At 68.8% G+C, this 20,429-nt stretch carries 25 protein-coding genes; 8 read left to right on the top strand and 17 right to left on the bottom strand.

Annotated features, from left to right (window positions below; translation table 11 throughout):
• Positions 1-229: 229 nt before the first annotated feature.
• Positions 230-868, bottom strand: a complete 639-nt coding sequence (locus tag Q0309_RS01200; protein ID WP_299436514.1) for an MT-A70 family methyltransferase — start codon at positions 866-868, stop codon at positions 230-232.
• Between the two features lie 270 nt (positions 869-1,138).
• Here Q0309_RS01200 and phoU point away from each other — a divergent pair, with 270 nt between their 5' ends.
• Entirely contained in the window at positions 1,139-1,921 is a 783-nt protein-coding gene (phoU, locus tag Q0309_RS01195; RefSeq protein ID WP_299436511.1) for a phosphate signaling complex protein PhoU, read from the top strand.
• Here the strand turns inward: phoU and Q0309_RS01190 are convergent.
• Positions 1,907-2,923: an alpha/beta hydrolase gene (locus tag Q0309_RS01190; RefSeq protein WP_299436508.1), complete on the bottom strand. Its 1,017-nt coding sequence runs from the start codon at positions 2,921-2,923 to the stop codon at positions 1,907-1,909. The genes phoU and Q0309_RS01190 overlap by 15 nt on opposite strands.
• Before the next feature lie 192 nt (positions 2,924-3,115).
• On the opposite strand from Q0309_RS01190, the gene Q0309_RS01185 reads away from it, so the two are divergent.
• On the top strand, positions 3,116-3,385 hold the full coding sequence (locus tag Q0309_RS01185; protein WP_299436505.1) for a DUF2312 domain-containing protein: 270 nt from the start codon (positions 3,116-3,118) through the stop codon (positions 3,383-3,385).
• 149 nt (positions 3,386-3,534) lie between these two features.
• Here Q0309_RS01185 and Q0309_RS01180 read toward each other — a convergent pair whose 3' ends face one another.
• From Q0309_RS01180 to Q0309_RS01135, 10 genes are all read right to left on the bottom strand, one after another.
• Positions 3,535-4,524, bottom strand: a complete 990-nt coding sequence (locus Q0309_RS01180) for a HEAT repeat domain-containing protein (protein ID WP_299436502.1) — start codon at positions 4,522-4,524, stop codon at positions 3,535-3,537.
• 76 nt (positions 4,525-4,600) lie between these two features.
• The gene (locus Q0309_RS01175) at positions 4,601-5,428 is read right to left on the bottom strand and encodes a hypothetical protein (protein ID WP_299436499.1); all 828 of its coding nucleotides are present in this window, start codon (positions 5,426-5,428) and stop codon (positions 4,601-4,603) included.
• A 234-nt stretch (positions 5,429-5,662) separates the two neighbouring features.
• Positions 5,663-5,806: a hypothetical protein gene (locus tag Q0309_RS01170; RefSeq protein ID WP_299436496.1), complete on the bottom strand. Its 144-nt coding sequence runs from the start codon at positions 5,804-5,806 to the stop codon at positions 5,663-5,665.
• Positions 5,807-5,926: 120 nt separating this feature from the next.
• Complete coding sequence (locus Q0309_RS01165; protein WP_299436493.1) at positions 5,927-6,382, bottom strand: hypothetical protein; 456 nt, start codon at positions 6,380-6,382, stop codon at positions 5,927-5,929.
• A 232-nt stretch (positions 6,383-6,614) separates the two neighbouring features.
• On the bottom strand, positions 6,615-7,592 hold the full coding sequence (locus tag Q0309_RS01160) for a TonB C-terminal domain-containing protein (RefSeq protein ID WP_299436490.1): 978 nt from the start codon (positions 7,590-7,592) through the stop codon (positions 6,615-6,617).
• Positions 7,593-7,619: 27 nt separating this feature from the next.
• The gene (locus tag Q0309_RS01155) at positions 7,620-8,114 is read right to left on the bottom strand and encodes a biopolymer transporter ExbD (protein WP_299436487.1); all 495 of its coding nucleotides are present in this window, start codon (positions 8,112-8,114) and stop codon (positions 7,620-7,622) included.
• A 64-nt stretch (positions 8,115-8,178) separates the two neighbouring features.
• Positions 8,179-9,114, bottom strand: a complete 936-nt coding sequence (tolQ, locus tag Q0309_RS01150) for a protein TolQ (protein ID WP_366940538.1) — start codon at positions 9,112-9,114, stop codon at positions 8,179-8,181.
• Positions 9,115-9,124: 10 nt separating this feature from the next.
• On the bottom strand, positions 9,125-9,634 hold the full coding sequence (locus Q0309_RS01145; protein ID WP_299436484.1) for a YbgC/FadM family acyl-CoA thioesterase: 510 nt from the start codon (positions 9,632-9,634) through the stop codon (positions 9,125-9,127).
• Complete coding sequence (ruvB, locus tag Q0309_RS01140) at positions 9,631-10,713, bottom strand: Holliday junction branch migration DNA helicase RuvB (RefSeq protein ID WP_299436481.1); 1,083 nt, start codon at positions 10,711-10,713, stop codon at positions 9,631-9,633. The genes Q0309_RS01145 and ruvB overlap by 4 nt, the downstream gene beginning before the upstream one ends.
• 114 nt (positions 10,714-10,827) lie before the next feature.
• The gene (locus Q0309_RS01135; RefSeq protein WP_299436479.1) at positions 10,828-10,989 is read right to left on the bottom strand and encodes a type II toxin-antitoxin system HicB family antitoxin; all 162 of its coding nucleotides are present in this window, start codon (positions 10,987-10,989) and stop codon (positions 10,828-10,830) included.
• 158 nt (positions 10,990-11,147) lie between these two features.
• Between Q0309_RS01135 and Q0309_RS01130 the strand changes: the two genes are divergently transcribed.
• Together Q0309_RS01130 and Q0309_RS01125 are read left to right on the top strand one after the other, a co-directional pair.
• Entirely contained in the window at positions 11,148-11,372 is a 225-nt protein-coding gene (locus Q0309_RS01130; protein ID WP_299436476.1) for an AbrB/MazE/SpoVT family DNA-binding domain-containing protein, read from the top strand.
• Positions 11,362-11,709, top strand: a complete 348-nt coding sequence (locus Q0309_RS01125; protein ID WP_299436473.1) for a type II toxin-antitoxin system PemK/MazF family toxin — start codon at positions 11,362-11,364, stop codon at positions 11,707-11,709. Before Q0309_RS01130 ends, Q0309_RS01125 begins: the two co-directional genes overlap by 11 nt.
• Before the next feature lie 7 nt (positions 11,710-11,716).
• On the opposite strand, the gene polA is transcribed toward Q0309_RS01125, so the two are convergent.
• Both polA and Q0309_RS01115 read right to left on the bottom strand, forming a co-directional pair.
• Positions 11,717-14,518 (bottom strand): DNA polymerase I, encoded by a 2,802-nt coding sequence (gene polA, locus Q0309_RS01120; RefSeq protein ID WP_299436470.1) that lies wholly within the window; start codon positions 14,516-14,518, stop codon positions 11,717-11,719.
• Between the two features lie 191 nt (positions 14,519-14,709).
• Positions 14,710-15,426: a phosphatase PAP2 family protein gene (locus Q0309_RS01115; protein WP_299436467.1), complete on the bottom strand. Its 717-nt coding sequence runs from the start codon at positions 15,424-15,426 to the stop codon at positions 14,710-14,712.
• A gap of 200 nt (positions 15,427-15,626) precedes the next feature.
• Here Q0309_RS01115 and Q0309_RS01110 point away from each other — a divergent pair, with 200 nt between their 5' ends.
• The 3 genes from Q0309_RS01110 (at position 15,627) to Q0309_RS01100 (ending at position 17,434) form a co-directional block, all read left to right on the top strand.
• Complete coding sequence (locus Q0309_RS01110) at positions 15,627-16,175, top strand: GNAT family N-acetyltransferase (RefSeq protein WP_299436464.1); 549 nt, start codon at positions 15,627-15,629, stop codon at positions 16,173-16,175.
• 43 nt (positions 16,176-16,218) lie between these two features.
• On the top strand, positions 16,219-16,683 hold the full coding sequence (locus tag Q0309_RS01105) for a DNA polymerase III subunit chi (protein WP_299436461.1): 465 nt from the start codon (positions 16,219-16,221) through the stop codon (positions 16,681-16,683).
• 106 nt (positions 16,684-16,789) lie between these two features.
• Positions 16,790-17,434 (top strand): DUF4347 domain-containing protein, encoded by a 645-nt coding sequence (locus Q0309_RS01100; RefSeq protein WP_299436459.1) that lies wholly within the window; start codon positions 16,790-16,792, stop codon positions 17,432-17,434.
• Between the two features lie 195 nt (positions 17,435-17,629).
• Here the strand turns inward: Q0309_RS01100 and Q0309_RS01095 are convergent, their stop codons facing one another.
• Together Q0309_RS01095 and Q0309_RS01090 are read right to left on the bottom strand one after the other, a co-directional pair.
• On the bottom strand, positions 17,630-17,923 hold the full coding sequence (locus tag Q0309_RS01095) for a helix-turn-helix domain-containing protein (protein WP_299436456.1): 294 nt from the start codon (positions 17,921-17,923) through the stop codon (positions 17,630-17,632).
• The gene (locus Q0309_RS01090) at positions 17,920-18,273 is read right to left on the bottom strand and encodes a type II toxin-antitoxin system RelE/ParE family toxin (protein ID WP_299436453.1); all 354 of its coding nucleotides are present in this window, start codon (positions 18,271-18,273) and stop codon (positions 17,920-17,922) included. Before Q0309_RS01090 ends, Q0309_RS01095 begins: the two co-directional genes overlap by 4 nt.
• Positions 18,274-18,525: 252 nt before the next feature.
• Here Q0309_RS01090 and gshB point away from each other — a divergent pair, with 252 nt between their 5' ends.
• Positions 18,526-19,485 (top strand): glutathione synthase, encoded by a 960-nt coding sequence (gshB, locus tag Q0309_RS01085; protein WP_299436450.1) that lies wholly within the window; start codon positions 18,526-18,528, stop codon positions 19,483-19,485.
• Here gshB and Q0309_RS01080 read toward each other — a convergent pair.
• Positions 19,472-20,245 carry a SapC family protein gene (locus Q0309_RS01080; protein ID WP_299436447.1) on the bottom strand — a complete coding sequence of 258 codons (774 nt, stop codon included), beginning with the start codon at positions 20,243-20,245 and terminating at the stop codon, positions 19,472-19,474. The genes gshB and Q0309_RS01080 overlap by 14 nt on opposite strands.
• Between the last annotated feature and the right edge of the window lie 184 nt (positions 20,246-20,429).

Genomic DNA, 20,429 nt, shown 5'->3' with positions numbered 1-20,429 from the left:
CCTCAAGTCTAAACGTGTGGGGGGCAGCTGTCTCATGATCGTTGGCACAGAGGGCCGAGGGCAGGCAATGCAGGCACGCATGAGGCAGCATATGAAACAACCACATCTGTCATCCCGAGCGAGCGAAGCGAGCCGAGGGAATGAGCCTTCTCGAGCCTTGGCTTGATGGCAGGCCGCCAAGACCGGTCAACCTTTTCGTCGGTTGGGATAAGAAAATATGGGATTGTACTCACTCCGCTGCCGTCACCGGGATTCGGCTATGATGGGCGTATGTTTTCCAGGTAATTTCGTAGCATTCCGATTGATTACCCCAACCGACCCAACCCTTTCGCGTATCACGGGCAAACAGCTCAAGGAATGGCCCAGGACTGCATGACTCTATAAGGTCGTATATTTCATCGGGCTTGCGACTATGCTCGCGCTTCTGCGAAGCTACAAGATTCACCTGCCGCCGACCTGGAGCAAGTGTCCGCGCGTTCTTGCCTCGAACCCCAAAAAGCACCAACTCTGTTACGTTTCGAAAATAGAATCCAACGCCGCGTCCGTCAGAACCACCGTCTTGACGCACCTTATGCCATATTAGGTTTGACTTATACTCGAAGCCCCAAGATTTCATGACATCCAACCCCTCTGGCAGAAGGGCGTTCGGCACCCATAGGTATAGGTGTGCGGGCTCCGCTACAATATCGGAAACCGGCAGAGCCTTTATCTCGGGAAGCTCCATTGTCGCATACCGGCTGAGTCTGCGGTGCTCGGGAGCCATTTTCCCGGTTCTATTCACGAAACGCCATGGCGGGTCAGCCAAAATCGTATGGAATCTGGTACGATTGGCTGTCGCGAGAAGCTCATCATTGGGTCGGATGGTCATGGCGTTTCCCACCGTCGAATACCCAGATTTAGTAGCAGGCACCGCCGCCTCTGGCAATATACGTACGGGCATGAAAAAGCGTGCCGCCCTGCCACCACAAACGCGATCCCAAACCGCGTCGCCGCACGGACGCCGTCTCCATCGTGCGTATGCAATCTTTTTGAAACGCTCCGACCTGTCTGGTATACGGATGACATTGGAATCCATCCCCCGTGCGATCCGCCTCCGCCTGACCGCCCTCCCTTCGGGTCCACGCCGGATACAGCCGCCATGACGAACTCCCCCTCGACCGCGTCCGATCCCCACACCGTCCGGGCCTTCGACGGCGAACTCGTCGGGCTCGATGCCACCCTGGCCGAGATGGGCCGGCGCGTCGGCGATGGCCTGACCGACGCCCTGGCCGCGCTCGCCGCGCGCGATCGCGACGCCGCCAGCATCGTATCGGCGGCGGACAGCGAGATCGACGCCCTCGAGACCAGCCTGAACGAGGCGGCGGTGCGCCTGCTGGCCTTGCGACAGCCGGTGGCCGACGACCTGCGCAGCATCGTCGCCGGGCTGCGCTGCGCCACCATGCTGGAGCGGGCCGGGGACTACGTCGCCGGCGTCGCCCGACGCGGCATCGTCGAGCACACCGCGCCGCCGGGCCGCAGCGGTGCGTCCGTGCAGCGCATGGGCCGCATGGTGGGCGAGCTTCTGGCGCAGGCGATGCGCGCCTATCTGGAACGCGATACCGAGGCCGCCCGCGCCGTCTGGCAGGCCGATGTGGAGGTCGACAACGTCCACTCCAGCCTGTTCCGGGAACTGCTGACGTACATGATGGAGGACCCGCGCGACATCGGGCAGTGCAGCCATCTGCTGTTCGTGGCCAAGAACCTGGAGCGGATCGGCGACCAGGCCACAAACATCGCCGAGCTAGCCTTCTACCGCGCCACCGGTGAAACCCTGGGCCACGCGCGGCCGAAGCACGATCTGGCGAACTACGCCAGCGCCGAACAGCCCACGAAGATGACTCCCACGGCCTGGCCGGGCCAGGGGTCGTTATCGGCGGAATAGCGCCGCCTCGGCGAATCGCTCCTCCAGGAACGTCTGCACGATGGCAAACAGCTCGAACCGGCGGCGGTCCAGCATCGCCCAGTGGCCGGCGCGCCCCAGCACCACCAGCCTGCGGACGCTCGTGCCGCCAAGGGTTTCGAACAGCCCGCGCGCCTGGTCGAGCGTCGTTTCCCGGTCCCACTCTCCCACCACCAAAAGCGTCGGGGCGCGGATGGCCCGGGGGTCATACGGCACGGCGCCGACGCACCAGTGATCCAGCGCGTCCTGGATCGTGCCGTTCGGGGCGCGGATAGCCGGCGGCGTGCGCCCACGGGACGTCGGATCGCTGTCCAGCAGGGCCTGCTCCCAGGCATCAAGCCAGGCCTCGCTCACCAGGCCGGCGCGTTCCGCCTCCGGCACGCCGCGCAGACGGCGGAGTCGCGCCGCCTCCATCGTCACCAGACGATAGGCACCGATGGCCGTCGAGCCGGGGGCCAGCAGGGTCAGCGTGTCGTGCAGCCACTGCGGTCCGAACAGGACCAGCCGGTCCACCAGCGCCGGCTCGCGCGCCGCCACCGAGGCACACAGGGTCGTGCCCCAGGACCAGCCCAGCAGCGTCAGCGACGCGTGGCCCGTCTCCGCCAGCACGGCGTCGCGCGCGGCGGCGACGGCGGCGACGCCCTCGCTGGTGTGTGTCACGGGCGCGTTCACGGGCGCCGGCGCGTCCATGGCCGGCGGACGGTCGGACAGCCCGTATCCCGGCAGGTCCACGCACCAGGCTTGAACCCCGTTCAAGGCCAGAACGTCCAGCCACGACAGGCCATCGAGCGCCAGATCGAACACCGCGTGGCCGGGAAAGGTCGCCCCATGCACGCACAGCACGGGCGACAGACCGCTGTCGCGCCGCGCCGGCCGTTTGCCGCGCAGGTAGACGGTGGGGCCACCCGGGCCGAGGGGGATGCGCCGCTCGGTCGCCACAACGGCCTCAGCGGCTCGGCTCTCGGTGACGGGCGCGCGCGTCATGGTCGCGGCCCGATGGTCCGTAGGGGCATGGTTTTTTCCTCCCTGTGTGGGCGGCCTTTTCGGCTGTCCCGTGCCGGTGCCGGCACTTGTTCGCGATCGTCTTTTTGCGGTCGTCGTTTTCCCGGGACGCGGACTGCGCTAGGATCCCCTCCTCCCGGGCCGCCACGACGCCCTTTGGTAGCAGAGGACCCTATGAGCGAGACCACACCCCAGACCGACTCGTCCGACGTCGGCGGCATCGCCGCCGATCAACTGCGATCGTTTATCGAGCGTATCGAAAACCTGGAGGAAGAAAAAAGCAACCTCCAGAACGATATCAAGGACGTGTACGCGGAAGCCAAAGCGGCCGGGTTCGACACGAAGATCATGCGCCAGATCGTGCGCCTGCGCAAAATGGACCGCGACGACCTCGCCGAGCAGGACGAACTGCTGGAGGTCTACCGGCGCGCGATCAACGTCTGAGAGATCGTCCGGAAAGTCTCTAAGACCGCAATATATTGTGTGCGGCCCCAAAACGAACGCCGCCCGTGGTACCGATCAGGGCTTTGCGGACAGACACCGAGGCTGGTCGGCGACGAAACGGACTCGTCCGTCCCGCCGCCGCCGACTCCCTACCGTGGGATCGACCCGCGTATGGCGTCGCGCACCGCTTGACGCTGCGCCTCGTCGTAACGCCCGGCGGGGTCGAGCGCGAACGGCAGGTCGAGGTCCAGGCGCGCGGTGAAGGCATCCACGGCCAGATCGCACACCCGGCGTTTCGGGCTGGCGCCGCTGGGCACGCCCAGGTCGATCGTGCGATCGTCCCCCAGGGTGAGGGCCGCCAGGTGATGCAGGACCGGCGGCGCATCAACATCGCGCAGCACCGACAGCAGGAAGACCAACTCCTCCGTCGGACCGTCGGGCTGGCGCTGCAACAGCCGATCGCGCGCGGCCGCGTCGCCGCGCCGTGACAGCGCCACGTCCCCCGCCAGGGTCGCCGGCACGGGGCGATGCCAGGGGCGCAGCTTCACGGCCGCGCCCGCGTCGACGCCGCGCAACATTGCCTCGGCCCCGGGGTCCTCGACATAGCCGAGCAGCAGCAGTTCGGCGGCGGTCAAAGGCCTGTCGGACGCGGCGGCCATCAGGGCCTCGGCGGCGCCGGGTTCCGCGTCCAGGGCTGCGCCGGGCAACGGCAGGTCATACAACGCGGCCGCCGCCCGCGACTGGACTTCCGGTTCCGCGTCGCCCAGCAAACGGACCAGCAGGGGCGCGGCGGCCGAGTCGCCCAAGCCGGCCAGGTACTGGACCAGGCCGAGCCGAAGCCCCGCGTCGGGATCCTCGGCCAGCGGGGCCAACGCGGCGACAATCGCCTCGGGCTCGGCCGACACGGCGTTCAGCGGCTGCCAGTCCCCGCCCCGAGCGGCGGCGACGGCCTCGGTCAGGCCGCCCGCGCCGGGCATGATCTCGGTGGTCATGTTCTCTCTCCCCTCGTCACCAGGGCCGCCCGCCAGGGCGTCCACTGCGGTCGTGCAGCAAAGGGTCAGGGCCAGCGCCATCACAGCGCGCACACTGGACCGCCGCCGCGCCGACCCGGGCCGTTCAAATGCGGGCAGACCGAGCATGGCACATCCCTCTAACCCGTTGGAAAAACAGGGCGTTCCGGGGCTGGATCGGACTAGACCGGCGCCCGGCGCCCCACTACGGGTTCATGGTATTGGCATGGGCCTTCGGGATCTTGCGGCCGCGTGAGTCGGTATACCCGTACATGAGGAAGGGCCGGTCGGCGGCGTTGTAGTAGTCGCTCTCGCCCAGGAAGTGCCCGGTCTCGTGCGCCATGGTCTCGGCCACCTCGGCGCCGGCCGCGTCCTCGAAAAGGCAGTTGGCCCCCAGGGCGCCGGCATCGGCGTTGTCGGTGCCCGGGGTGGCGTCCTGTTCGTATTCCCAAACCAAAAAGAAATTGAAGTCGGCCGAGTTGTCGCGCAAGGCGATAACGTCGTCCCATTCATGGTGGGCGGCCGAGACGCCGGGCAGATGGCTGGAGAAGCGGATCACCGAACCCAGGTTCTTGTTGACCCGGACGGTCCGCACGCTCTTCTTCGTGATTTCGACATTGATCTGGGGCGTGAAGATGCCGTTCATGGTGCGCACCCAGCCATCGACAGCGTTCGTGCCGCGCGAGGTCCTGTGTCCGGCGGTGTCACTGACGAAGTTGAAGGCGACCGTCACGGTCTTCTTGCGCTTGACGGCGATATCGAGGCGCGCCCGCAACGTGCCGCCCTGTTTCGCGAGGATGCTGGTGGTCCCCACCCGGCGGCCGCGAATGCGGAACTCGCGATGGCCGTCGGCGAAGCACATGGGCACCTCTTCCACGGAGGCGATCGGCGGGTTGCTGGAGGTCACGGTCAGCCCCCGGCCGTCCATCAGCTTGACGGTCTTGGTGCCATTGAGCGGCACCATCTGCCAGGGCGGCGTGGCCCGGCCGTCAAAGCCGTCATTGGTGCGCATTTCGGCAAAACGAGTCGGCATGGCTTCCTCCCGCAGGCAGCGGACTCCCCCGCCCATAACACGAGCCAACGACACGCGACGCCACGCGTCGTCACATCCTCTTGATCAACGAAACAACCGGTGCGGGCGATCGACGATCGCCGTGAGACGGTCGGACGCGCGTTCTGCCGCCAGAAATCCAATGCTAGCGCATATGGGCCGCGCCCGCACCTGTCAGGCGCGCGCTCTTCGGCTTTGGCGGGTCGTTTCCAGGGCTCAGGTGGTGGCGTCGGAGGAATGATGGCTGGGTCGGGTGTGCATCAGCGCCTTGGCGGTGCGAAACACGGTCTCGATCTGGAGCAGATCGCGATACCGCATCATGGCCTGGACCGGAGAGAGGCGGGCATTGGTGCGCAGCACGAAGAGGCCGCCATAGCGAACCTCGTCGGCCAGCGTGCCGGCATCGATCTCGAAGACGGGCCCCCTGGTCTCCTCCGGACCGTCCTTGCCCTGGCGTCGGGGCTTGCGTAGATACCGCCGTTAGCCCGCGCTGCCGACCAGCGCCTTGTCGCCCCTGGCCAGTTGCTTCTCCAGACCCTCGACGATGGCCTGGCGGTCATCGGGCAGCGCCTTGCCCAGCCAGGCCACGGCGCGGTAGACGTGATGCAGGGCCAGCCCGCCTACGCCCGGGATGTCGGTGTCGTCCATCCACTGCTCACAGGCCCGGTCCGAGCCGGACACCATGATCCGGTGCAGAACGGCGGTGAACACGGCGCGTTCGACCCGGGCCTCGAACCCGCGCGAGGCCAGGGCGTCTTCGATCACCGCCCGGCAGCCGATCTCCTCCCACAGGCGGCCGAACAGCAGCGGCGGGCCGATGCGTCGGCATCGCAGCCCGGAACTATCGCCCACCTCGATGCGCCACAGGATCGCGGCGCGTTCCGAGACCCGGCCGATGGAGGCCAGCAGGCGGTCCAGATCGCGGTTGGCCAGCACGGCGTCCTTGCGGCCCAGGTTCTAGATGGTCCGTTGACGCGTGCGCTTTCCCTCTCCCACGTTCTACGCGAGATAGTGGCAGGTGTACCCGTTTATGGTCTTCTCGCGCACGAACATGCCACTATGGCACCGCGCCACCACGCATTAGCCAAGCGAAGAATCGCTTTTGAGCGCATTGTTTAGCACCGCACTATTCAGCCTCGAGAATCACGACCGTCCATTCGGCACCGCCCTACTGCGGTGTGAACACAAACGTGAAGTCGTTGAAGTAGTTATAGAACTCGCGCGGGATGGGCAGCGGGCTGGACATCTGCACCGCCCGCCGGGCCGACTCGGCGAACGCGGTGAAAAACGGATCGCTGCCATAGGCACCGCTGCCGCCCAGGATCTGCACGCCCACCACGGTCCCGTCCGGCTGCACCCGCACGCGGATCTCGACCGACATGGTGAGCACGTCGCGGCCTCCCGGGTTGAAGCGCCAGTTGGCGCGCACGTGGTCGGCGATGCGCTTCTTGTAGGCGTCAAGCTGCGTCATGGTCTGCCGGTCGGACAGGCGTCCGCCGGTGTTCGAGGCCGGGGCCGGCGCGGAGTCGCCGAGCAGGTCGCGCAGCATCGAATCCACCACGGCGTCGGAACTGTCCTCCGCCGGCACCGGGTCCGGCCGCGCGGCGGTCTGCGGCGCCGGACGCTCCGGGCGCGGCGGGGCGACCGGCTTGGCGTCCGGCACGGGCGGCTGCGGCGCGGCGACCTGCTCCGGCTCCGGTTCAGGTTCAGGCTCCGGCTCCGGTTCCGGCTCGGGTTCCGGTTCGGGCTCCGGCTCCGGTTCAGGTTCAGGCTCCGGCTCCGGCTCGGGCTCGGGTTCCGGTTCGGGCTCAGGCGACGGGGGCGCCGGTTCCGGTTCCGGTGGCGTAGGCTCCGGTTCAGGCTCTGGCTCCGGTTCGGGCACAGGTTCGGGCTCGGGCGCGGGAGGCGGTGGCGGCGCCTCGGGCGGAGGTGGTGGTTCGGGTTCAGGCTCGGGCTCGGGCTCCGGCTCGGGGGTCGGCGGCGTCGGCTCCGGGGTGACCGACGTCGTTTCCTCGCCGATCTCCACCAGTTCCACCAGCAGCGGCTGGCGCTCCGGCGGTTCGCGCAGCACTCGGGGCAGCCCCAGCCAGGCGATCAGGATGATCGCCACATGCATCACAACGGAGATCAGCAAACCCCGGGACATGATGGACTCACCCGATCCGCGCGGCCGTCATTGGGGTGCGCTGGGGGACGCGCTGGGGGGCGCGCTGGGGGCCCGCCCGCCGGCCGTGCCCCCGCCCGGCGGCCGCGTGATCAGCGCCACCCGGCGATAACCGGCGTCGTACAGCGTGCCCATGGCGGCCATGACGCGGCCATAGGCCACGCCCTCGTCGCCGCGCACGTAGACGCGGGCCTCCGGGTTGGCGCCGGTGATGGCGTCCATGCGGGCGCCCAGGGCGTCCAGCGGGACCTCCGTCTGGTTGAGGAAGACGCGCCCGTCGCCCTGCACCGTCACCGTCAGGGCGGTGTTGTCCTGGTCCAGGCTGGGGCTGGAGGCGCGCGGCAGTTCCACGTCGACGCCGGTCACCAGCAGCGGCGCCGTCACCATGAAGATGACCAGCAACACCAGCATCACGTCGACCATCGGCGTGACGTTGATCTCGCTCATCGGCTGGCGGCGGCGGCGCCCTCCGCCGCCGCTTCGGGGTTGCAGGCTGGCCCCCATGGCGATGGAGTCCTTTCTTTCGGGTCTTTCGGGTCTCTCGGGGTCGTTCGCGGTCGGGTTGGTCTCAGTCCGCCGAGCTTTTCTGGCCCGTCCGTTCCTCGATCTGGCGCGACAGGATGGCGCTGAACTCGCCGGCGAAGGCCTCCAGCCGGCGCGCGTAGCGGTCGATCTCGGTCGACAGCTTGTTGTAGGCCACCACCGCCGGGATGGCCGCCACCAGGCCGATGGCGGTGGCGAACAGGGCCTCGGCGATGCCTGGGGCGACCGTGGCCAGGCTGGTGTCCTTGGACGCGCCGATGGCGTGGAAGCTGTTCATGATGCCCCAGACGGTGCCGAACAGGCCGACGAACGGTGCGACGGCGCCGGTGGACGCCAGAAAGCCCAGGCGGCGTTCCAGCCCCTCCAGCTCGCGGCTCATGGTGATCTGCATGACGCGGTCGATGCGCTGCGACAGGCTGGCCGACAGGCCGCCACCGCCCTCGCGCCCGGTGGCCCGGCGCCATTCGCGCATGGCGGCCAGGAACAGCGAGGTCATGGGGTCGCGCGGGTTCGGCCCCAAGCGGTCGTACAGGTCGTCCAGCGAGCCGCCCGACCAGAACCGATCCTCGAAGCTGTTGGCGCGGGAGAACAGGTTCCGCAGCCGGAAAAGCTTGTCGACGATGATGGCCCAGGACCACACCGAGGCCAGCGCCAGCAGCAGCATCACCCCCTTGACGATGGGATCGGCCTGCCAGAACAGGCTAACGGGGTCCAGCTTGGTGGCCGCCAGCCCGGCCCCCGGACCCGCCATGGGCGCGGCCGGTCCGCCGTCCAGCACGCCCAGGGCGTCGCCGCCGGGGGCGCCGGGCAGGGCCTCGCGCCCGGCCGGGGCGACGGGAGCCGCGTCCGGCGCGGGGGGTTCGACCTGCGCCAGGTCAAAGGCACCGGTCGGCAGGGTGTGCGCGAACCCGCCGAGGGCGGACCCGAGCGCGTGTGAGAGATCGAGGATCAGCGTGTCCATGGTCCGTCCGTCACGAATCCGGGGGGTCGTCCCCGGGGGGATGGGGGTGGTTGAGCGGCCGGCTCGTCATATGGGTCCGCAACGCCCGGCGCAAGCCTTCCGGAATGCGGCCGGGCCGGCCCTGCCCGGTGACCATGGCCAGCCGCAGCCGAACGTCCACGAGGCGCTGGGCATCGCGGCGGATATCCTGCGTCAGCCGCATGGTGGCGCCGCCCACCTCCGTCAGGCGGGTTTCGACCATCAACAGGTCGTCCAGCAGCGCCGGGCGGTGAAACGTCGCCTCGCAATGGGCGACGGCGAAGGCGACCCCGGATTCGACCATCAGGTCCTGATGGCCCAGGCCGAAGTGGCGCATCATCTCGGTGCGCGCCCGCTCGGCGAAGCGGAAATAGCCGGCGTGGTAGACGATGCCGCCGGCGTCCGTGTCCTCGTAGTACACGCGCACGGGAAAGACATGCAGGCCGCCAACGATGACGCCCGTGTGCGGCTGTGGATCGTTTTGCATGGCGATGGCGGTCACGGCGCCGTGTCCTCCCCCGCGTCGTCCAGCAGATCGGGTTGCCGCGCGTCGCGGCGCGGCGGCGGGCTCTGGCCCAGGTGGCGATAGCCGCCGTCGCTGACGAGGCGGCCGCGCGGGGTGCGCTGGATCAGGCCCTGCTGGATCAGGAACGGCTCGATCACCTCTTCCAGGGTATCCCGCGCCTCGGACAAGGCGGCGGCCAGGGTCTCGACGCCGACCGGCCCGCCGCCGTGGTGGCGCACGATGCAGTCCAGGTAGCGCCGGTCCATGGCGTCCAGGCCGAGCGCGTCCACCTCCAGCCGTTGCAGCGCGGCGTCGGTGGCCACGCGGTCCACCCGGGCGCGGCCGGCCACGGCGGCGAAGTCGCGCACGCGGCGCAGCAGGCGCCCGGCCACGCGCGGGGTGCCGCGTGCGCGGGTGGCGATCTCGCGCGCGCCGTCCGGGGTGAGACTCAGGCCCAGCTTCTCGGCGCCACGGCGCACGATCACCTCCAGGTCCTCGGGATCGTAGAAGTTCAGGCGCACCGGAATACCGAAGCGGTCCCGCAGGGGCGTGGTCAGCAGCCCGGAGCGGGTGGTCGCGCCCACCAGGGTGAAGGGCTTCAGGTCGATCCGCACCGACCGGGCCGCCGGCCCCTCGCCGATGATCAGGTCGAGCTGGAAGTCCTCCATCGCCGGATACAACACTTCCTCTATGGCGGGATTGAGGCGGTGGATTTCGTCGATGAACAGGACGTCGCCCTGGTCCAGGTTGGTCAGGATGGCGGCCAGATCCCCGGCCTTGGCGATCATCGGCCCGGCGGTGGCGCGGAAGCCGACGCCCAACTCGCGGGCGATGATCTGCGCCAGCGTGGTCTTGCCCAGGCCCGGCGGGCCGTGCAGCAGCACGTGGTCCATGGCGTCGCCGCGCCCGCGCGCCGCCTGGACGAACACCCGCAGGTTCTCGCAGGCCAGCCGCTGGCCGATGAAGTCATCAAAGGTGCGGGGACGCAACGAAACATCGCCCGCGTCCTCCGGCCGGGCATGGCCGGAAACGAGGCGGTCGGGGGCGGGGTCGTCGGGGGCGGTGGTCGGGGTCATCAGGGCCGGGCGTCCGTTCGTGGTCCCAGGGCGTCGCGCAGGCCAGCGACCATAGCACCAACCTCGCGCGGCGCGCAGCCTTCCCTCAATGCGCACCCGCCGTGGTGGGGCGGATCAAAGACCACGCGCCACCAACTTGGCGAGCAGGCCGGATCGGCTGGCCCCGCGCCGCGCGGCGGCGATGTCGAGGCGGGCCAGCAGACCCTCGTCCATGGTGATGTTGACACGCACGGATCGGCCCGGCGCCGTCACCTGGAGCAGGGCGACGGCCACCACGTCAGGCTCCGCGCGCAGCGTGGCCAAGGCGCGACGCGGAACAAGGTCTTTCCGTCGGGCGCTGCCGTCAACGGGATCGTGGACGGGTTGCGCCCCAAGTCCTTGCCGAGGGGAAGCCTTCCGTCTACCTTCTTAGACACATGCTCGCTGGACCGGTGATGATGGAACACGCCCGCCTCGCGGCCAGTGGCCGCACCACCATTCCCAAGGCAATCCGCGAGGCCGTGGGCCTGCGGGACGGAGACACGCTCGTGTTTTCGGTCGAGGGGGACCGGATCGTGCTGCGCAAGGTGCCGGGCGACGACCTGTATCTGTGCGGTGTCTCCGACATGCTGAGCGAATGGGCCTCAACCGAGGACGAGGCGGCGTGGCGTGACCTTTGAGCCGTTCGACGTGGTCGTCGTGCCGTTTCCCTTCACGGATCGCGCCGCCACCAAACGGCGCCCGGCGCTGGTGCTGTCCTCCGCTCCCTTCAACTCCGCGCACGACCAGACCATCTTGGCGATGATTACCTCGGCCACCGGTCATCCGTGGCCCAGCGACGTGCGGTTGGCAAACTGGCAGGCGGCGGGGCTAACGGTGCCGTGCATCGTTCGTCTGAAGCTGTTCACCCTGGACGCGGTGTTGATTGTTCGGCGGATCGGCGCCGTGTCATCCCATGACGCCGATGCCGTACGGGCCACGCTCCGGCACGCTTTGGGCGACAGACCGGCGGACTGACACACTCTCAATGCGCCCCGGCCCAATTCGCGGCCACCCCCGTATCCACCACCAGCGGCACGGAGAGCGACGCGGCGCTCTCCATGACCTTCCGCACCAACCCCGCCGTTGCCTCGGCCTCCCCCTCCGGCACCTCCAGGATCAGTTCGTCGTGAACCTGCAGCAGCAGGCGCGCCGCCAGCCCCGCCTCGGCCAGGGCGTCGGGCAGTTTCACCATGGCGCGCTTGATGATGTCCGCCGCGCCCCCCTGGATGGGCGCGTTGATGGCCGCGCGTTCGGCCAGGCCGCGCGCGTTGGGGTTCTTGTCGTTGATCCCCGGCGCCCAGCACTTGCGGCCGAACAGGGTGCGCACAAACCCATAGGTTCGCGCCTCGGCCTTGGTGGCCTCCATGTAATCCAGGATCTCCGGGAATTCCTTGAAATAGGCGTCGATGAACCGTTGCGCCTCGCCGCGCGGGATCGACAACTGCCGGCCCAGCCCGAACGCCGAAATGCCGTAGACGATGCCGAAGTTGATGGCCTTGGCGCGGCGGCGCAGCATCGGGTCCATGCCCTCGACCGGCTGGCCGAACATGCGGCTGGCGGTGATGGCGTGAATGTCGGCGCCGTGGTGGAAGGCCTCCTTCAGCGCCTTGATGTCGGCCACGTGGGCCACCAGCCGCAGTTCGATCTGCGAATAGTCCGCCGACAGCAGCACGTGCCCCGGCTCGGCGACGAAGGCCTCGCGGATGCGCCGGCCCTCCTCGGTGCGGATGGGGATGTTCTGCAGGTTCGGGTCGTTGGAGGACAGCCGCCCCGTCGACGTGCCCGTCAGCCCGAACGTGGTGTGCACGCGCCCCGTCTCCGGGTTGATGTCCTCGACCAGGGCATCGGTGTAGGTGCTCTTGAGCTTGGAGAACTGGCGCCAGTCCAGCACCCGCGCCGGCAGGTCGTGGCCCTGGGCGGCCAGGTCCTCCAGCACGTCGGCGCCGGTGGATTTGGCGCCGGTCTTGCTGCTCTTGCGGCCGGCCTGCAGGCCCATCTCGTCGAACAACACTTCGCCGAGTTGCTTGGGCGAGCCGATGTTGAACGGATGGCCGGCCAGGCGGTGAACCTCGTCCTCCAGGTCGCCGATGCGGTGGGCGAAGGTCTTGGACAGGTCCCGCAGCACCGCCGGGTCCACCTTGATCCCGGCGCGCTCCATGGCCGTCAGCAGCGGCACCATCGGCCGGTCCAGGGTCTCGTAGACCGCCACCATGCGCTCGTCGATCAGGCGTGGCTTGAGCAGCCGGTGCAGGCGCAGCGTGTAGTCGGCGTCCTCGGCGGCGTAGTCCAGGGCCGTGTCCAATGAGACCTTGTCGAACGTGATCTGGCTCTTGCCGGAGCCGCACACGTCCTTGAAGGCGATCATGGTGTGCCCGAAGTGGCGCTGGGCGAGGTCGTCCAGGCCGTGCGTGCCCTGGCCCAGCCGTGTCCCGTCCAGCACGTACGACAGCACCATGGTGTCGTCGATGGGCGAGACCTCCAGGCCGACGCGGGCCAGCACGTGCAGGTCGTACTTGATGTTGTGCCCGACCTTCAGGACGCCGGGGTTGCGCAGCAGGTCCGTCAGGTCCGCCACGCAGGCGTCAAGGGCAATCTGGCGCGGTGTCTCCGCCGTGCCGCCCAGGTCAAGCTGGCCCTCGCCGCCGCCCGTGTGCGCCAGCGGGATGTAGCACGCCCGCCCCGGCGCCGTGGCCAGGGAAATCCCCACCAGCCCGCCGCGCATGGCCGACAGGGCGTCGGTCTCGGTGTCGATGGCCACCACGCCGGCCTCGCGCGCCTCGGCCACCCAGCGGCGTAGCGCGTCGCTGTCCTGGACCAGCTCATACGCGGCTTCGGCCGATGTTGCCTCGGCCACCGGATCGACGGCCGCGCCAGACCCGTCGCCGGGCTTGGGGATCAGGTCGCCCTCGATCCGCGCCAGCACCGACTTGAAGCCGTTCTGCACCAGAAAGGCGCGCAGGGTCTCCGGGTCGGGCTGGCGCACGTCGAAGCCCTCCAGCGGCTCCGGCACATCCACATCGTCGCGCAACAGCACGAGGTCGCGCGACAGGCGCGCCTGGTCGGCGTACTCGGTCAGGTGCTGGCGCCGCTTGGGCTGTTTGATCTCCCCGGCGCGGGCCAGCAGGGAGTCGAGGTCGCCGTACTCCTCGATCAACTGCGCCGCCGTCTTGACGCCGATGCCCGGCACGCCCGGCACGTTGTCGGACGAATCGCCGGCCAGCGCCTGCACGTCGACCACCCGGTCGGGGCCGACGCCGAACTTCTCGCGCACTTGTTTGGGACCGATGGGACGGTTCTTCATTGGGTCGAACAGCGCCACGCCGTCGCGCACGAGCTGCATCAGGTCCTTGTCGGACGACACGATGGTGACGTCGATGCCCTTCGCCCGCGCCTGTTTGGCATAGGTGGCGATCAGGTCGTCGGCCTCGAAGCCCTCCATCTCGACGCAGGCGACGTTGAAGGCCCGCACCGCCTCGCGGATGATCGGGAACTGCGGCACCAGATCCTCGGGCGCCTCCGGCCGGTGGCCCTTGTAAGCCTCGTGAATGTCGTTGCGGAAGGTGCGTCGGCCCTTGTCAAAGATGACGGCCACGCGCTCGGCGTCCATGTCGGCCAGCAGTTTCATCAGCATGGTGGTGAAGCCGTAGACGGCATTCACCGGCGTGCCGTCCGGCCGCGTCATCGGCGGCAGGCTGTGGTAGGCGCGGAAGATGTAGCCCGAACCGTCGACCAGAAACAGGCGGTCGGGGGCGGTGGCGGCGGCGGCGGTGTCGGGATCGGTCATCGGTGGTCCGGTGGATCGGGGCGAAAGACGGGTCTGATCGTCGCGGGCGCGGCGTCTCGGATCAAGCCCGGCGTGACCGGGGCCAGGGGTCGGTCTCATACCGGCCGACGAATGAAGTCAGTTCATTCGTCGGCCGGCATTATAGATGCGGCGCGTTGGTCGGCGGCACCAGTTTCGGCCGGTCGGGGGGCCTACCGCGCCTTGCCGATCCGCAGCGTCCAGCCGCGCCGCGCCGCCCAGCGGGCGACCAGCAGGGCACCGAGGATGCCGATCAGGCTGCCCACCAGCACGTCCGACAGGAAGTGCACGGTCACGAACAGGCGACTCGACGCCACCAGCACGCCGATGCCGACCCACGCCGGCCAGTGGCGCGGGAACATGACCATCAGCATGGTCATGGCCGCCCAGATGGTCTGGGAGTGCCCGGAGGGGAAACTGGCCGCCGCCGCCTCGAACGCCAGAGGGTCGAACCCGTACGCTTCCTCGCGGAACAGCTTCACCGGGCGCAGCCGGCCGACCAGGTGCTTCAGCACCGTCACCACCAAGCCGGTGGCCGCCAGGGCCAGCAGGAACGCCAGCCAAGCGCGGGCGATATCGCGCCAGCGCGCCCAGGTCGCGTTGGTCAGGGCGCTGGTGCTGCGGGCGTGGCTCCAGCCCCATGCGGCCAGCCCCAGCACGTACCAGTACAGGGCGGAGCCGAGCTCGGTGACCACGGACCAGAAGCCCTTCCACTCGCCCTGAACCTGCGCCTTCAGCCACAGCGCCAGGGACCGGTCGAGTCCGGCCATGGCCACGGCACTGAGGACGGCCACCCACAGGCTGACCGCCACCATCGGCCGCCGGCGCGCCCAGGCGGCGTGGCGGCGGAGCGCGTGGGCAAGGCGGTGGGCCGAGGGCGGGAGGCGCACGGGCAACGGTCCGTCATTGGAACTGTTGTTTGAAAAAGCCGGCTTATCAAATGTTCTTAAACCAATGGATCGGCTATGATGGGGCCGTGGGAGCGGGCCGCGACCGATCCCGTCCTTCCTAACCGCGCGGCGGAGGGCAGACAAGCACTGCCTGAGGGCCGCTCCCCTCGCCCACCCCCTGCCTGGGACCGTGTCCGGTCATGAGTCTGGCCGCCCCGCCGCGTCCGTTCGCACACACCCCGAGGCCGGAGACCCGCCGCGCCGTCCCGCGCGACGGCATTCTCCTGCGGCCGGCGACCACGGCCGACGTCGGGCCGATGCGCGATTTCCTGCTGAGCCAGTACGACACCTTCAACGCCATCGACAACACGCCCGAAGGGCACCGCGTGTTCGGCGACTTCGTGGCCGCCCCGGCCCTGCGCGCGCGCCTTGAGGCCGGCAGCGTCGTGACCGTCGCCGAGCGGCACGGCGCCATTCTGGGCGTGTGCGAGATGCACCGGGATGGCTACCTGACGCTGCTCTACGTTCACGGCGACCGGCAGGGACGTGGTCTCGGGCGGCGCCTACTGGTGGAGACGCTGCGGCGGCTGCGAGCCGAGGCACCGTCCGCGCGGACGATCCGGGTGCGCGCCACGCCCTACGCGCGCGGGTTCTACGCCCGCCTGGGATTCCGGCCGCTGGAGGCGGAGGCGCGCACGGACCGGGGGCTGCGCTTCTACCCGTTCGTTCTCGACCTGGATGCGGTATAGGTGGGGCGTTCCCCCCCACCCTCAACCGGGCCGGCCTGACCCCATGGCGCGCGTCGATTTCTACCACCTGTACCACTGGCCGCTGGAGCGCGCCTTGCCTCGGCTGCTGACCCGGGCCTATGCCAGCGGGGCGCGGGCGCTGGTCCTGGCCGCCTCGATGGACCGGGTGCGCGCGCTCAACACCCTGCTGTGGACGTTCGACCCCAACAGCTGGCTGCCGCACGGCTGCCGCGACGATGGCTATGCCGAGCACCAGCCGATCTGGTTGAGCGACCAGGAGGAACGCCCCAACGACGCCACGCTGGCGGTGCTGACCGAGGGCATGACGGTGGCCGATCCGGCCGCCTGGGACCGCGTGCTGGACCTGTTCGACGGCCGCGACGAGACCGCCGTGGCGGCGGCGCGGACGCGCTGGACGGCGGCGCGCGACGGCGGACACACCCTGCACTACTGGCAACAGACCGAGCGCGGGGGGTGGGAGGAGAAGGCGAGCGCAAACGCGGACTAACGGTGGACACCACCACCGTCCGGCCGTTTCCCGCATCCGGTTTGTGGTTGAGACCCCGGACCACCGGCTGGCAGCGTCAAGCGGTTGCAGCCGATGGAGAGTGCCCGTGCCGTACGAAGTGTACTGCGTCAATCCCCGGGAAAGCGCCTTCGACGTCTACCAGTGGAGCAACCAGATCCGGCTGGGCTACCGCGCCGCCTGGAACTCGGCCACCGAAGACGACTACGCCGTCGATATCCTGGAAATGACCGACGGCCAACGCATGATCGACGCCGCCATCAAGTGGTCGTTCAAACGCCAACGGCGCATCGACAGCCTGCATTTCGTCGGCCACGGCTGGTCGGGCGGGATGCACATCGGCCGCACGGCGCTGGGCCCCAGCGAGGTGGATTCGGTGCCGAGCAGCAAGGACGGCAAGCCGGACTTCCGGCCGTTGTTCCTGCGGCTGGGTCGGCGCATGGCGGCCGACGGCGCGATCTACTTCCTCGCCTGCAGCATGGGCAAGGAGCCGAAGACGCTGACCACCATTGCCGGCCTGACGGGCTGCACGGTCTATGGCTGCGACTACTTCCGTGTGGGCGGCGATTCGTTCAAGGGGAGCGCCAACCTGAAGTGTTCCGCCTCGGGTTGCGAGACCCTGTACGAGCCCCTCAATGTGGGCAAGTACGTCTCGGCCAAGGTGGTCCGGATGGACAAGGCGACCGATCAGGCCTGGACCTGGGCCAAGGAGACCGCCGGATCGGTGTGGTGAGGGGTCCAGTCGTCCGGCCGGCTGGGGGTTCAACACCGCCCTAACTATTTGATTTAGAGCAGATTCACGTGAACAATCTGAAACACGAGGTGATTCAGATTGTTCACGATCTGCTCTCGGCACCCGAGATGCCCGTCCACCGACAGCCCGGCCGGCCCTGCTTGCTGAATGGCGGTTGCATCCGGATTGCGGTTGTTACCGCCCCAGGGCGCGGCGCACCGCGTCCGGTTCCCGCTCCATGACGCGCAACAGCACCCGCGCCGCGCCGCTCGGAACGCGCTGCCCCTGTTCCCACTTGCGGACCGTGGACAGCGACACGGACAAGGCCCCGGCAAAGGCGGGCTGGCTCATGCCCAGGCGCGCGCGAATCGCGGCCACGTCCGCCCGCTCGGCCTCAACCACCGTCTCGCGTGCGCGGGTTGCGTCGCCCTGGCCATAAGCAATGGCGTCTTCCAACCCGTCGCGGATCGCCTCGAAAGCCTTGGTCATGGTCGTTTCCCATACGTGTCCACGAGCACCTGAACCAGCGCCGCCAGGTCGTTTCGCTCGGCACGGGACAGGTTGTCCTTCTCGTTCTTGGCGAAGACGGTCAACAGGAACAGCGGCATGGCCTCGTTCCGGTAGTAGTAGACCACCCGCGCTCCGCCGCTCTTGCCGCGCCCTTGCAGGGCCACCCGTACCTTGCGAACCCCGCCGGTTCCGCGCATCACCGCGCCGCATTCGGGGTCTGCCGCCAGCATCGTTTTTAGGGCGTCGCGGTCGTCCTCATCCATCAGGTCCGCCGCACGGGAGATGAAGGCGCGCGTCTCGACGATGGTCACCAGCGGGCCGCTTTCCATACCCCAACGTAACCCTCTGGGTTAGTTTTGCGCAAGGACGATCATGGAAATGGGGTTCCCCGTTCTCCCTCAGGTTATTCTGGAATCGGTTCCGGGCGGGAGTACCACTCCCGCCAGACGTCAGCCGGGCGGGAGTTGTACTCCCGCCAGACGTCAGAAGGTACAAGCGGAGCCCGAGGGTTCCGCATGACAGGCCGCGCGGGCGGCGATACGATCCGGCGCCCGTGCGCTGTTCTCTCGGAGGCCCCTCCCATGTCCCTGTCCGTCGCCTTTCAGATGGACCCCATCGAGACCATCGACATCAATGCCGACAGCACCTTCGTGCTGGCGCTGGAGGCGCAGGCGCGCGGCCATCGCCTGTGGCACTACCTGCCGCGTGACCTGTCCTTTCGCGACGGCCGCGTGCTGGCGCGCGCCCGGCCGCTGACCGTGCGGCGGCACGTGGGCGGGCACTTCACGCTTGGGGACCCGCAAACCCTCGATCTGTCGACGGTGGACGTGGTGATGATGCGCCAGGACCCGCCGTTCGACATGAGCTACATCACCGCCACGCACATCCTGGAGCATATCCACCCCCGGACCCTGGTGGTCAACGACCCGGCCGAGGTGAGGGGCGCGCCGGAAAAGCTGTTCGTGTGCCGCTGGCCCGACCTGATGCCGCCGACGCTGATCAGCGCCGACGTGGCGGAGATCAAGGACTTCCGCGCCGAGCACAAGGACATCATCATCAAGCCGCTGTTCGGCAACGGCGGCGCCGGTGTGTTCCACCTGAAGCCGGACGACGAGAACCTGGGCGCCCTGCTGGAGATGTTCGCGTCCATCTCACGCGAGCCGCTGATGGTCCAGCGCTACCTGCCCGAGATCCGCGCCGGCGACAAGCGCATCATCCTGGTGGACGGCGAGGCCATGGGGGCCATCAACCGCATTCCGGCGGCGGGCGAGGCGCGCTCCAACATGCACGTCGGCGGCCGCCCGGTGGAGACGCAGTTGACCCCGCGCGACCGCGAGATCTGCGCCACCATCGGCCCGGAGTTGCGGGCGCGCGGCCTGGTCTTCGTCGGCATCGACGTGATCGGCGATTATCTGACCGAGATCAACGTGACCTCGCCGACCGGCCTGCAGGAGATTGCCCGCCTGGGCGGGCCGCGCCTGGAGGCCCCGCTGTGGGACGCCATCGAGACACGGGCGACAGAGGGGATCAGTCGAAGTTGAACGAGATGTCGTCGTCGCGGAACATGGACGCGTTCTCGTGCATCTTCTGCTGCATCTGCTCGGCGGCCTTGGCGTGCGCTTCCGCCATCTTGCCCAACAGGCGCAGGTGGCCCATCGAGTACAACTGCCCATAGGCGATCGGCAGGGCGCCGGCGTCGCGGACCTCGGCCAGCGCGGCCGGTTCGAGGGCGTTCAGCGCGCTTTCGTTGATGCGCAGCAGACCGGTGACGTTGGTTTCCCTTTCGCCGGCCTTGATGGTGATCGGCCACGCCTCCAGCAGGCCATGTTTTTCCAGGGTGGCGACCCCCGCCATCGTGGCCTGCCGGTCACGGGCCAGTTGCTGCAGGAACCCCATGATCTCGCGCAGGAACGGGGCCGGCTGATCGTTCTCGTCGAACAGGGGCTTTGCGCCCGGACCCTCGCGTAGGCATCCGCTGTCCTCGTCAATGCAGACCACCTGGCGGCCGTCCTCGGTGTTGCCCAGCGCGAACGGGTAGCCGCGAAAGATGGCCGGGACATAGGCGCCGGCCCACCGGTTGTCAGCGGTGACGAACAGGTTGCGTTCGGTGGTCAGGCCCATGACCGCCACCAGGGACGCGCCTTCGGCGGTGGCCTGAAAGGCGATCGGAAACGCCAGCACCGCGCGGGGCACCTCGGTCCGGGCGAGCGGCACGATGGGCTGGCTCCGCGCCATCTTGTAATCGGCGTGCGGCGTGAACAGCCGGTGCGAGGGCTCGGTGGTGCGCAAGGGAATGAACATGGCGGGTCCTTGTTCGTCGCGGAAAAGGCGGGGCGGGAGATGAGGCTACCTGCCAACCCCCGGGCGCGGCTGTCAAGTCCGCGAGCGCAGGGCCGGCCCGAGCCGGTGCGGCGGCCTGGCTGGCGTTGCACTCGCGCCCGGAACCGCCTCGTCCGACGCTGCGCGCCGACGACAACCCGCCGGC

Origin of the sequence: uncultured Rhodospira sp. (assembly GCF_937138205.1) — a bacterium.
GTDB lineage: Bacteria > Pseudomonadota > Alphaproteobacteria > Rhodospirillales > Rhodospirillaceae > Rhodospira.
Note: the sequence above shows the minus strand (reverse complement) of the source record. Positions and strands in the feature narration are given on the sequence as shown.